Here is an 11,974-nt window from a genome sequence, read left to right as displayed (position 1 = left end):
CTGCTGCACGCACAGGTCATCATCGGCGACTGGAAGGACGAGTACAACCACCACCGCCGGCACTCCTCGCTCGGCTACCTAACCCCAGCCGAGTACGCTCGGCAGTGCACCCATCAAATGGAAACCGACGACTCACAGAACGTCCGGACCGAATGAAGGGGGCGGCTCACACCCACATAGGAGCGGCACGAAACCCGGGACGCTTCAAGGAGACCGTGAACGGGCTCTACAAGGCCGAGCTCATCCACGCCAAGCGGGTGTGGGAGTCGACCGAGGCGGTCGAGCTGGCCACCATGGGGTGGGTGCACTGGTGGAACACCACCCGCCTGCATGAGGCCCTTGGCTATCACACTCCCGCAGAGGTTGAGGCGGCTTACACTCACGATCAGGATTCAGCGCCCGTCGCATCCTGACCTCGGAACGGAACCCAGGGCGCTTCAGTGAGCAGTAGTCCGGGGAGGCCGACGACGCCTGCGCCTGAGGCGTTCCCTTTCACCTCCACGACGGCGCCCGCGCCCTACCGCGCGAGGGTGCGGGCGCCGTTGTGCGACGTGAGGGCTGGACCACGAGCCTTAATCCGCTGGTCAGCTTCCCGTTCGAAAGAATCACCCTCAGGCATGATGTTGCCGTTTGCCTTCCCATCCCTCTGACACTGCTGAGGCCACCATGACCAATCCGCCCGTCTATCCCCGCGGCTACCGCCCCCGACACGCGGCTGATGGGCCCGATTCGACTCCTGCGGCGGCCCGACGGCGGGCGGACTGGCGACCCGAGATCCAGGGTTTGCGCGCGGTAGCCGTCCTTCTGGTGGTGGTGTTCCACATCTTCACGGACAGGGTGTCGGGCGGCGTCGACATCTTCCTGTTCATCTCGGCTTTCTTCCTGACAGGCTCCTTCACCCGCAAGATGGAGTCCGGAAGGCCCCTCGCGGTGGGGCGCTACTGGCTTCACGTCTTCACGCGCCTCATGCCCATGGCGGTGCTGACGATCTTGACCACCCTGGTTGCCGTGGCCACGGTGTATCCGCTGGCCGACCGTGCTTCGTGGCGGACGGAGGCGCTGGCGTCGGCCCTCTACGTGGAAAACTGGGCCCTGGCGTTCAATGCCGTCGACTACTACGCCGCCGACAACACCTCGCTGTCCCCCTTCCAGCATTTCTGGTCGCTGTCGGTCCAGGGGCAGGTGTTCATCCTGTGGCCGCTCCTCTTCCTTGTCTCAGCCCTGGTGGCCCGCCGCACCGGGGCGCGGCCCCGAGCCGTCCTCACGACTGCGTTCGCCTCGGTGTTCGTCGTGTCCCTGCTGTGGTCGGTGACCCAGACCTCCCAGAACCAGGCGTTCACGTACTTCGACACCCGGGCGCGCCTATGGGAGTTCGCCCTCGGTTCCCTCCTCGCGCTTGCCCTTCCATTCCTTCACCTGGGACGGCGCACACGGGTGTTCCTCGGCTGGGCAGGGCTCGCGAGCATGATCGCCGTCGGCGTCGTGGTGGACGTCCAGGGCGCCTTCCCCGGCTGGATCGCGCTGTGGCCGCTGATGTCGGCCACTGCTGTGATCGTCGCGGGCACCAGCGGCTCCCATTTCGGTGTGGACCGGATACTGGCCTCCCGGCCCCTCACCCGCTTGGGTGACTCCGCCTACGCCCTTTACCTCGTTCACTGGCCGCTGCTCATCACCTACTCCGTCCTCACAGGATCGCAGAAGCCCGGCGCAGCCGCGGGCGTTGCTCTCGTCCTTGTCTCCCTCGGCACGGCCATCCTCCTCTCGGCGCGCGTGGAGCGTCCGCTGCGGGCGTGGGGCTGGCCCCAGACGGCCGCCTGGCGGTCCGCCGTCGTACTGGGGGCCTGCGCCGCTCTCGTTGTGGCGCCGGTGACCCTGTGGCGCGGCGCCGAGGCAGCGGAGTCCGCACGAGTCCTCGAGGCGGCCGACCGGAACAACCCGGGCGCCGCCGTCCTGCGCCCCGACTACGAGCCAGCTGGAGACCCCGGTGCCCCTGTTCTGCCCGTGGTGGAGGGACGGTACCCCTTCCCCGAGTACCCCGAGGAGTGCGACCCCGCCCTGGAAGCACAGTTGACCGAGGTCGGAGCCGAGTCGTGCCATGTCCTCGTCCCACAAGCAGATCCGGCCGGCGTCGTGCTGATGGCCGGCAACAGCCACGTGATGCAGTGGTCCCCCGCTCTCCGGCGCCTCGGTGAGGAGAGACGGCTGGAGGTCGTCAGCTATACGCGGGGCAGCTGCCTGGTAGCGCCGATGGAGGAGCAGGTGGACGACTCCCCGAAGTGCCCGGACTTCCTGGCAGACCTCAACCTGGTCGTGGAGCATGTGCGCCCGGACGTCGTCTTCATGCAGGGCACACGCAGCACCTACGAGGACGAGGAGATGCTCACCCCGGGGATGACCGGGCGGATGGAGGAGATTGCGGGGACGGGTGCCCATGTCCTCGCGCTCCGGGACAACCCCCGGTTTGCGGCCGGATCGCCCACGACCTGCGGAACGATGCACGGGGTCGATGCGGTGACGTGCCGCTGGACGCATGCCGTACTCGATCCGAACACCAGCCCCCTGGCCGGATTGGCCGATGCTCATCCCCGCATCGCGCAGGTGCAGCTGAACGACATGATCTGCCCGGACCGTCAGTGCCAGCCCACGGTGGGCAACGTCCATGTGTACTGGGACGACAACCACCTCACCCCAACGTATGTAGAGACTCTTGCTCCCGTCTTCATCGAGCGTGTGCTGGCGGCCCTGGAGCACGACGGCATGCGTCTAGGACGCTGAGGCTCTCTCGAGCGCGCTGATCAAGGGATGGGAATGGTGCGGGTGTTGATGACACCCTCAGTCCGTTCCCGCTCCTCTATCGGCCTCGAAGAGGTGGGCAGCATGCGGAGCAGAACTACGGCGCCGGGCGCGCCCAGGGCGTGTCTGACACCAGCTTCAACCATGTGACCCCAGTGGTCAGGCGCTCGGCGGCCCGGTAGATGATCGTGCACTCGTCATACCTGGCCACCCGTCCGCGCTACTGCTGCAGGGGCGCATACTGACGTTCGATGACATTGCGGCCCCTACAGGCGACTGCGTCGAAACCGACGGGGCACCCGCTGCTGCAGCCACGACGCCTGCGGTGGCCCTGATGGCCAGCTCACACGGGGATGACCGCCGCGGCTGCCCAAGCAGTGGAGTCGTCATCGGTCAATCCCCTGCCTGGCTCAGGCGATCAAGCTGGCCAATGGCATTCCTGCCCCCGCGTCGAGCTGATGGATCTTCGTGCTCAACCTGCCACGTGAGCGTCCGATACCGCGACCGGCAGGTTCATCCCGCAGATTCCCGTAGTTCGATCCATCCCCTGCATGGCGGGCAATGTCCGTGGCTTGCTGATGAGCGTGGGCGATCGCGGAGTCCAGTCCGGACCGATCCATAGATGAGGCCCTGGGCGTCGCTGGCGGCCGCCAATGTTGCTAGCACTTCATGCCAGGTGCCCTCAGCTGCCATCCGCCAGCACCAGGTCAGCGCGGTCTGCCAGGGCCCGTAGACCTCGGGCAGATCCCGCCACAGAACTCACGTGCTGATACCGGCAGATGATGACCTCGGCCATCACCCGGGCGTCGGAGAGCGTCTGGATACGAAAGATGCGATCCAGGGTGTCAGCTGACCCCTGGATTCATTGCCAGACACGTTCTAGGCCCGGTCATCCTCCAGGCACGAAGAAGCCCCCACACCGACATGGTCGGTGCAGGGGCTTCAGGATCGCTCCCCCGGTTGGATTCGAACCAACAACCCTTCGATTAACAGTCGAATGCTCTGCCGTTGAGCTACGGGGGAATGTGCCGCGAACCACCGGAGCCGTTCGGACAACGGATGGAACTCTACCAGAGCCCCTGCCTGCGCGCCACCCGGCCGCGGGGCGCCGTCGTCGTCCTACCCACGCCCGGGGACCGGGCCCTTGCCAGGCACGGTTCCGGCGGGCCTACGGTGCGCGGACACCCCAAAACCATCAGGAACGGACCCGAAGGAGAGACGTGTCCATGACCATCACGACCCTCACGCGCAAGACCGCCCTGACCGGCACGGGCATGCTCGCCGCCCTCGCCCTCGCGGCCTGCGGCACCACGTCTGACAACGGCGATGACGGCTCCGCCTCGCCGGAGGTCGACGCTTCCTCGTCCCTGGCGAGCACCCCCGCCACGGACGACGCGTCGGGCTCGGCGACGTCGTCGTCAGCCTCCTCCGCCTCGGCCTCGTCGACGGCCGCCGCGGCCGGCAGCGGCTCGGCCACCGGCCAGGCCGACGAGACCGCCTACGCCGTGATCGACGCGGTCCTGGAGAGGTACGCCGGCGGCATCATCGTCGCGGTGGATGCCGACGACGATGACACGACCTGGGAGGTCGACGTCGTGGTGGGCGAGGGGGCCAAGGAGCTGGACGTCACCGCCGACGGCGACATCACCGAGACCGATCGCGAGTCGGATCCCGAGGACGTCCAGAAGGCGAAGGAGGCCGAGGTCACCGCCCAGCAGGCCCTCGACACCGCCCGGGAGGGCCGTGACGGGGTGACCCTGGACGAGATGGACCTGGAGGACGACAACGGCACCCTCCAGTGGGAGGTCGGGTTCGATCGCGAGGACGGCTCCGACGGCCCCGAGGTCGAGATCGACGCCACGTCCGGCGAGGTGCTCACGGTCGACGAGCGCTGACGCCGCGCGGCCGACGGGCCGCCGTTTCCCGAACGAAAACGCGCCTGGAGCCGCCGTTTCCCGAACGAAAACGGGTGGGGGTCAGTCGTCGGCTCGGAGGGCCCGGCGGCGCGCCTCCAGTTCCATGAGCTCGCTGTTGAGGCGGGTGAACTCGGCGGGGTCGCCCTCGGGGCCGAGCCGCTGCAGGCGCCCGAGCAGCTCCTCCTTGCGGTGCACGATCTGCAGGGCGAACAGGCGGTTCATGATGTCCCGGCAGTACCGGTCCACATCCTCGGGAGTGCGGGCGGGCAGGTCGCGGACGGCCAGCTCGGAGACGACGCCGGCCACCTCCTGGGGCACGGCGTCCCGCACGGCGTCCACCCAGCGCTGCGGTGTCGCCCCCGCCGACCCGGCCACCTTCACGCCCTGGTGGACGGCGGCGTACTGCGGGACCGTGAAGCGGGCGGCGTACAGCGCGGTCCACTGCTCCGCGGAGAGCAGGGTGGGGTGCTGCAGCACCACCTCGAGGGACTCCCGCTCCCGGCGGGCGACGGGGTCACGCGGGTCCACCGGCACCACGATCCGCGGCGCCGGGGCGGCAGCCTCCCCGTGGCGGCCCGTGGGCCCGACCGCCTGCCCGTCGCTCGCCGGGGTCGGCCGTGCCTCGGGCTCGGGCCCCCGCCGCGGTGCGCGCCCGGCCGCGGCCACGGCCCGGTGCACGGCGTTCGGGTCCAGGCCGAGCCAGCCGGCCAACTCCCGCTCGTAGCCCGGGCGCAGGACGGCGTCCTTGATCCCCGCCACGATCGGCGCCGCGTGGCGCAGGGCGCCGGCGCGGCCCTCCACGGTGTTCAGGTCGTAGTCCTTCAGCCCCGCCCGGATCGCGAATTCGAAGAGCGGCCGCCGCGAGGCGATGAGCGCGCGCACGGCCTCGTCGCCCTTCTGCATGCGCAGGTCGCACGGGTCCATGCCGCTGGGCTCCACGGCCACGAACGTCTTGGCGAGGAACCGGTGGTCCTCGTCGAACGCCTTGAGGGCGGCCTTCTGCCCGGCCTCGTCGCCGTCGAAGGTGAAGATCACCTCGCCGCCCGTGCCGTCGTCGGAGATCAGGCGGCGGGCCACCTTGATGTGGTCCGCGCCGAACGCGGTGCCGCACGTGGCCACGGCCGTGCCGACGCCGGCCAGGTGGGCCGCCATCACGTCCGTGTAGCCCTCGACGAGCACCAGCTGGCGTTCCTTGGCGATCGTGCGCTTGGCCAGGTCGATGCCGTAGAGCACCTGGGACTTCTTGTAGAGCGGCGTCTCGGGGGTGTTCAGGTACTTGGGGCCGGGATCGTCGTCGTAGAGCTTGCGGGCGCCGAAGCCGATGGTCGCGCCGGTCATGTCCCGGATGGGCCAGAGCAGGCGGCCGCGGAACCGGTCGTACAGGCCGCGCTGTCCCTCGGACACCAGCCCGGAGGCGCGCAGCTCCTCGTCCCGGAAGCCGCGCTGCCGGAGGTGGTCCAGCAGATGCGACCACCCCTGCGGGGCGTACCCGAGGCCGAACTGCACCGCGTGCTCCTGCGTGAACCCGCGCTGGGTGAGGAAGTCGCGGGCGGCCTGGGCCTCGGGCGAGCCGAGGGCCCGACGGAAGAACTCGTCCGCCACCTTGTTCGCCTCGAACAGGCGACGACGGCGCCCCGTCTCCGCCTTGTCCGGGCCGGTGCCGCCGTCCTCGTAGTGCAGCTCCACCCCCACGCGGGACGCCAGCCGCTCCACGGTCTCCGTGAACGTGGTGTGCTCGAGTTCCATGAGGAAGCTGATGACGTCCCCGTGCGCGCCGCAGCCGAAGCAGTGGTAGGTGCCCACGCCGGGGCGCACGTGGAACGACGGCGTCCGCTCGTCGTGGAACGGGCACAGCCCCTTGAATGAGCCCACGCCTGCCGAGCGCAGGGTGACGAACTCCTCCACGACGGCCTTCAGATCCGTGCGCTCGCGGACGAGGTCGATGTCCTTGCGCACGATCAGTCCAGCCATGCGGACCATTCTAGGGAGGGGGCGGAGCGGTCAGCCCCGAGCGGAACCGGCCTGCGTGGATGGCTCGGTCTCCGCTGCGGCCTGTGCAGGACCGGTCCCTGCCGCGCGGGACGCTTCGGTCCGCGCCGCGTCCACTCCCTCGGACGCGGGGCGCCCGGTGGCGGGGTCGATGACGGGCAGTGCGCCGGTGGCCGCCTCGACCAGCGGATGGAACAGCGCGGCCGACGCCAGGCCGCCGTGACGGCGGCGCGCCGAGGACACGAACGAGAGGCTCATGTCGCCCACCATAGCCACCCGGGACCGTGATTCCGGTCACGGTAAGGCAACATTCTGGGCGGTCAGGTCACGGTTCGACCCGCGCCCGCCCCCGCGGACTGCCCGTGCAGCGGCAGCAGCCGGGGCACCAGCCGGACGAGGCTCACCATCGCCCCGAGCTCCACGAGCGTCTGCGTCACCACCACGAGCGGGGCCGGGTCCAGGCTCGCCGGCAGGGCCAACGCCAGCGGCAGCACGACCAGGGAGTTCCGCGTCACGCCCGAGAACACGAGCGCCCGTCCTGCGGGCACGTCGAGACGCGCCCACCGCGCAGCCACCACGCCGAGGGCCACCATCACGGCGGCGAACGCCGCGAACAGGGGCACGACGGCGGCCAGTGCGGGCAACCGCTCCCCCACCCCGCGGATCTGGGAGGCGACCACCGTGAACAGCGTGACGACCATGAGCGGGACCATCGCCGCCGTGCACCCGCGCACCACCCCGGCTGCCGTGCGGCGCACCCCGCCGCGGCCGCGCGCCGTGCCCCACTGGAGCAGCGCCGCGAGCGCGAGCGGCGCCAGGATCAGCAGGACCAGCGCACGGACGAAGGGCCCGACGTCGACCGCGGCCACGGCAGCCTCGCCGGCGACGACGCGCAGCAGCACGGGCAGCACGACCAGCTGGACGAGCATGAGCAGCGGAGCCGCCGCCAGCAGCCGCTCGGCCGCCCCGCCCGCGAGCGCGGTGAACGCGATGACGTAGTCCACGCACGGGGCCAGCAGCACGAGGAGCACGCCCACGAGCAGCGCGTCGTCGTGGGTCACGAACCGGCTCAGCCCGAACACCACCGCCGGCACCACCACGAAGTTCAGGACCAGCAGTGCCGCCAGGAACCTGCCGTCCCGCAGGCCCGCGCCCAGCGCGGCGAACGGCACCGCCAGGAACGTCGCCAGCAGGAGCAGCGCGAGGACCGGCTCGACGAGCACCGCCCACGCGTCGGCCCCGGGCACGGCCCACCCGACGACGGCACCCGCGGCGATCCCCGCGAGGTACAGCGCCACCTGGTGGCGTTCGAGCGCGGCGACCAGGGCGCGGCGGGGCGGGGAGGACGGCATGCCGCCAGCGTACGGAGCGATCCGGGCGGGGGCTGACCCCTACGCTGGGGGCCATGCCCACCGCGCCCGCCCCGCCCCAGGACGCTTCCACTCCCCTGCACGTCGCCGTCCGGGTGCTCGACGTCGCGGCGCTCGCGCGGGCGGGACACACCGCGGCGACCGCGGTGGCCGCGGTGTACGCGCACGCGGTGGTGCGCGGGGCCGCGTCGTTCTGGCTGGACTCGGCCCTGCCGGACCCGGCCGAGGCCCGCTGGTCCGTGGCCGGAGACGGCCTGGACGTGCTCGGCGAGGAACAGGGCCGCACGCCCTCCCCCGGCCCGCGCCTGGTCCGGCACGACGACCCCGCCGATCCGGACCGCGCGTGGGCCGACCTCGCGGCCGCGGCCGCGCCCCGGCCGGTGGTCGGCGGCGAGGGCCTGCCCCTGCGCGGCGGCCTGGTCGGCTGGCTCGGCTACGAACTTGGCATGGCGGATCTGGGGGTGTCCCCGCCCTCACGCCGACCCGAGGACCCCGCAGCCCTGCCCGCGCAGTTCTGGGTGCGCCCCTCCCGCTACGCCGTGGCCGACCACGCGGCCGGGGTGCTGCACTGCTGCGTCGTCTCCCTCGATCCGACCGCCGCCGAGGCCGGGGCCGACCGCTGGGCGGCGGACGTGCGCCGCGCCCTCGCCGCGGCCCGCCGCGATCTCGAGACGGCGGCGGGCGACGCCGTCGTGCCGCCCCCGGAGGACGCCGGCCCGGAACCCCGGGCCGACGAGGAGGCGCCGGGCACGTGGCGCGAGGACCGGGCGGCGTACGCCGAGCAGATCGCCCGTTGCCGCGCCGCGCTGCATGCCGGCGACTCCTACGAGCTGTGCCTGACCACCCGCTTCGACGCCGATCCCGGGCTGCGCGTGAACCCGCTGGTCCTGTTCCACGAGCTCGCCGCGCACCAGCCGGCCCCGTACGCGGCGCTGCTGGAGCACGGCACGGGCGCCCGCCGGTGGGCCGTGGTCTCTGCCTCACCGGAGCGGTTCCTCGCCGGGCGCGAGGGCCGGTACAGCACCAAGCCGATCAAGGGCACGGCCGCCCGCCTGCCGGACCCGGCCGCGGACGCCGCGGCCGCCCGCGCGCTCGCCGACGACCCCAAGACCCGGGCCGAGAACCTCATGATCGTGGACCTGCTGCGCAACGACCTCTCGCGGGTGTGCGAGCCCGGCTCTGTCGAAGTCCCCTCCCTCATGGCGGTGGAGAGCTACGCGAGCGTCCACCAGCTCGTCTCCACGGTCACGGGCACGGCACGGGCCGGCGTCGAACCCGTGGAAGTGGTGCGGTCGCTGTTCCCGGGCGGGTCGATGACGGGCGCGCCGAAGCGACGCAGCGTCGAGCTGCTGGCCGCGTGGGAGGCCTCCCCGCGCGGGGTCTACTCCGGGGCGCTGGGGATGTTGAGCGCGGACGGGACGACGTCGTTGTCCGTCGTGATCCGCACGGCCGTGCTCGCCGGGGGCCGCTGGTCCGTGGGGGCCGGCGGGGCGATCGTCGCGGACTCGGACCCGGCCGCCGAGCACGACGAGGTCCTCCTCAAGGCCCGCGGCCTGCGCCGGGCCCTCGCCCGCGCCGCCGGCACGGGCCTGCCGACGACGTCGCCCGACCTCACCTGACCCCACTCACGGGTTCGGGGGCGATATTCGGCGGTATTCCGACGGAATAACGCCGCAAACCGCCCCCAAACGAAGGGGGGCGACCACCCGTGCCGCCTGCCTAGGCTGGGGACATGGCCGATCCGCACCCCGTCCTCGCCGCCTCCGCCCCCGACCTCGACCCTGACGTGCTGGACGCCGTCCGCGCGCTCGTGGCCGCCGCCGAGCGTCCCGTGGTGCTCTCCGGGGCGGGGATGAGCGCCGAGTCCGGCATCCCCACGTTCCGCGACGCCCAGACCGGCCTGTGGGAGCGGTTCTCCGCGGAGGAGCTCGCCACGGAGGAGGCATTCCTCGCGGATCCCGCGCTCGTGTGGTCCTGGTACCGGTGGCGTGCCCGGATGGTGCGGGCCCGCCAACCGAATCCGGGGCACGACGCCGTCGCCGTCTGGCAGCGCCGCACGCCCGGCCTGGAGGTGGTCACCCAGAACGTGGACGACCTGCACGAGCGCGCCGGCGCCCGGGTCCTCGCGCACCTGCACGGGTCCCTGTTCGAGCACCGCTGCGCCGACTGCGGGGCCCCCGCCGACGTCGATCCGGGCGCGCCCGCGGACGAGGCGACGGCCGGCTCCGAGGCCGACCTCGAGGCGATGCTCCGCGAGGCACCGCCGGCCTGCACCGTGTGCGGGGACGGGCTGATCCGCCCGGGGATCGTGTGGTTCGGGGAGATGCTGCCGGCCGAGCCCTGGGACCGCGCCTTCGCCGCGCTCGAGGACTGCGACCTGTGCCTGGTGGTCGGCACCTCGGGCATCGTCCAGCCGGCGGCGTCCCTGCCGTTCGTGGCGCTGGGGGCCGGGGCCGCCGTCGTGGAGATCAACCCGGTGGAGACCGAGCTGAGCGGCGCGGTCACGCACGTCCTGCGGGGTCCCGCCGGCGCGGTGCTTCCCGCGCTGCTGGACCCGCCGGTCAGAGCCAGACGCGACGGAACTCCGCGCCCTGCACCAGGGTGTGATGCCACTCGACGGCGGTCGAATCGGTGAGCGAGGCGATCTGGTCGATCACCACGCGCCGCCGGGCGGCGTCGTCGGGGGCCTGCGCCCAGTCGAACGTGAACATCGGCTCGAGGTACCGGTCCCCCGTGGCCTCCAGCAGCGCCACGAGCTCCGCGAGCACCTCGCGCTGCCGCGCGTAGAGCGGCTGGCGCTGCTCCGCGGTCATCACGTAGGCCGCCGCGATGCCCTTCATCACGGCGATCTCGGTCTCCGTCTCCTCGGGCACCACGACGTCGGCCCCGTGGCGGGTCAGCGGCTCGTTGCCGAACACCTGGCGCGTGGCGTCGAAGGCGGCGCTGCAGAACCGGCCGATCAGCTGGCTCGTCATGTCCTTCATCGCCGCGAGCGCCCGCCGGGAGCCGTCCATCTCGGAGACCCACACGTCGGTGGCCTCGAGGCGGGCCAGGGCCGCGTCGACCTCGGCCGGGTCCGTGTGCGGCAGGTACCACTGGCGGGTGGTCTCCACGACGCGCTCCCGGTGCTCCGGGATGGCCAGCCACTTGAGCTGGAACACGGCGTTGACCACGCCGTCCTCGACGTCGTGCACGGAGTAGGAGATGTCGTCCGCGAGGTCCATGACCTGGGCCTCCATGGACGTGCGCGTGCCGGGCACCCCGGCGCGGAACCAGCGGAACACGGGCAGGTCGTCCTCGTAGACGCCGAACTTGCGCGACCGCGTGCCGTCCGGGCGCAGCGGGGCGTCCTCACGGGTCCATGGGTACTTGCATGCGGCGTCGAGGGCGGCCCGCGTGAGGTTCAGGCCCGCGGAGGAGCCGTCCGCGAAGAGCTTCTTCTGCTCGAGGCGGGCCAGCAAGCGCAGGGTCTGGGCGTTGCCCTCGAAGCCGCCGACGTCCTCGCTGAGCGCGTCGAGCGCCTTCTCCCCGTTGTGCCCGAAGGGCGGGTGGCCGAGGTCGTGGGACAGGCAGGCGGTGTCCACGAGGTCGGGGTCGCAGCCCAGCGACCGGCCGAGCTCACGCCCCACCTGCGCCACCTCGAGCGAGTGGGTCAGGCGGGTGCGGGCGAAGTCGTCCGCGTCCGGGGCGACCACCTGGGTCTTGGCCCCCAGCCGGCGCAGGCCCGCGGAGTGCAGCACGCGGGCACGGTCCCGCTCGAAGTCCGAACGGTAGGAGGACTTGGGCGGCTCGGGCAGCCACCGCTCCCGGTCCCACGGCGTGTAGCCGGGGGTCTGCACGGCGCGGCCGGCATACGGGGGCCGGCCTTCCGGGCCGAACAGCACCGGCTGGTGGGCGGCGCCGGTC

Annotated in this window: 9 protein-coding genes, 1 tRNA gene and 2 pseudogenes; 6 read left to right on the top strand and 6 right to left on the bottom strand. The window is 72.0% G+C overall.

Annotation, left to right across the window (positions count from 1 at the left end; genetic code table 11):
• The 3 genes and pseudogenes from J1M38_RS02275 to J1M38_RS02265 form a co-directional block, all read left to right on the top strand.
• Positions 1 to 156 (top strand): integrase core domain-containing protein (locus tag J1M38_RS02275; RefSeq protein ID WP_148110711.1); only part of this gene is annotated, 156 nt, incomplete at its 5' end.
• A gap of 53 nt (positions 157 to 209) precedes the next feature.
• A pseudogene (locus J1M38_RS02270) lies at positions 210 to 413 on the top strand (integrase core domain-containing protein); the annotation flags it as partial.
• Between the two features lie 253 nt (positions 414 to 666).
• Complete coding sequence (locus tag J1M38_RS02265; protein WP_063190275.1) at positions 667 to 2,775, top strand: acyltransferase family protein; 2,109 nt, start codon at positions 667 to 669, stop codon at positions 2,773 to 2,775.
• Positions 2,776 to 2,890: 115 nt separating this feature from the next.
• On the opposite strand, the pseudogene J1M38_RS11900 reads toward J1M38_RS02265, so the two are convergent.
• Positions 2,891 to 3,604, bottom strand: a pseudogene (locus J1M38_RS11900) (transposase); the annotation flags it as partial.
• A 140-nt stretch (positions 3,605 to 3,744) separates the two neighbouring features.
• Positions 3,745 to 3,816, bottom strand: a tRNA-Asn gene (locus tag J1M38_RS02260).
• A 203-nt stretch (positions 3,817 to 4,019) separates the two neighbouring features.
• Here J1M38_RS02260 and J1M38_RS02255 point away from each other — a divergent pair.
• Positions 4,020 to 4,688, top strand: a complete 669-nt coding sequence (locus J1M38_RS02255; RefSeq protein ID WP_041103551.1) for a PepSY domain-containing protein — start codon at positions 4,020 to 4,022, stop codon at positions 4,686 to 4,688.
• Between the two features lie 81 nt (positions 4,689 to 4,769).
• Here the strand turns inward: J1M38_RS02255 and dnaG are convergent, their stop codons facing one another.
• From dnaG to J1M38_RS02240, 3 genes are all read right to left on the bottom strand, one after another.
• Entirely contained in the window at positions 4,770 to 6,680 is a 1,911-nt protein-coding gene (gene dnaG, locus J1M38_RS02250) for a DNA primase (RefSeq protein ID WP_206481686.1), read from the bottom strand.
• Positions 6,681 to 6,710: 30 nt separating this feature from the next.
• On the bottom strand, positions 6,711 to 6,956 hold the full coding sequence (locus J1M38_RS02245) for a hypothetical protein (RefSeq protein WP_069942019.1): 246 nt from the start codon (positions 6,954 to 6,956) through the stop codon (positions 6,711 to 6,713).
• A 62-nt stretch (positions 6,957 to 7,018) separates the two neighbouring features.
• On the bottom strand, positions 7,019 to 8,050 hold the full coding sequence (locus J1M38_RS02240; RefSeq protein WP_206481679.1) for a bile acid:sodium symporter: 1,032 nt from the start codon (positions 8,048 to 8,050) through the stop codon (positions 7,019 to 7,021).
• A 53-nt stretch (positions 8,051 to 8,103) separates the two neighbouring features.
• On the opposite strand from J1M38_RS02240, the gene J1M38_RS02235 reads away from it, so the two are divergent.
• The gene (locus tag J1M38_RS02235) at positions 8,104 to 9,687 is read left to right on the top strand and encodes an anthranilate synthase component I family protein (protein ID WP_206481678.1); all 1,584 of its coding nucleotides are present in this window, start codon (positions 8,104 to 8,106) and stop codon (positions 9,685 to 9,687) included.
• 113 nt (positions 9,688 to 9,800) lie between these two features.
• A complete protein-coding gene (locus J1M38_RS02230; RefSeq protein ID WP_134416448.1) occupies positions 9,801 to 10,703 on the top strand; it encodes an NAD-dependent deacylase in 903 nt (300 codons plus the stop codon).
• Here the strand turns inward: J1M38_RS02230 and J1M38_RS02225 are convergent.
• A complete protein-coding gene (locus J1M38_RS02225; protein WP_336647234.1) occupies positions 10,630 to 11,907 on the bottom strand; it encodes a deoxyguanosinetriphosphate triphosphohydrolase in 1,278 nt (425 codons plus the stop codon). The two genes, J1M38_RS02230 and J1M38_RS02225, sit on opposite strands and share 74 nt — an antisense overlap.
• Positions 11,908 to 11,974 lie beyond the last annotated feature (67 nt).

It is taken from the genome of Micrococcus sp. KRD070 (assembly GCF_017168435.1).
Lineage (GTDB): Bacteria > Actinomycetota > Actinomycetes > Actinomycetales > Micrococcaceae > Micrococcus > Micrococcus luteus.
This window is presented reverse-complemented; position numbering and strand designations above follow the sequence as displayed.

Bases quoted from the DNA above. Each gene is read 5' to 3' on its own strand.
- J1M38_RS02265 (WP_063190275.1), top strand. From the start codon at position 667: ATGACCAATCCGCCCGTCTATCCCCGCGGCTACCGCCCCCGACACGCG.
- J1M38_RS02240 (WP_206481679.1), bottom strand. From the start codon at position 8,050: ATGCCGTCCTCCCCGCCCCGCCGCGCCCTGGTCGCCGCGCTCGAACGC.
- dnaG (WP_206481686.1), bottom strand. From the start codon at position 6,680: ATGGCTGGACTGATCGTGCGCAAGGACATCGACCTCGTCCGCGAGCGC.
- J1M38_RS02230 (WP_134416448.1), top strand. From the start codon at position 9,801: ATGGCCGATCCGCACCCCGTCCTCGCCGCCTCCGCCCCCGACCTCGAC.
- J1M38_RS02245 (WP_069942019.1), bottom strand. From the start codon at position 6,956: ATGAGCCTCTCGTTCGTGTCCTCGGCGCGCCGCCGTCACGGCGGCCTG.
- J1M38_RS02255 (WP_041103551.1), top strand. From the start codon at position 4,020: ATGACCATCACGACCCTCACGCGCAAGACCGCCCTGACCGGCACGGGC.
- J1M38_RS02235 (WP_206481678.1), top strand. From the start codon at position 8,104: ATGCCCACCGCGCCCGCCCCGCCCCAGGACGCTTCCACTCCCCTGCAC.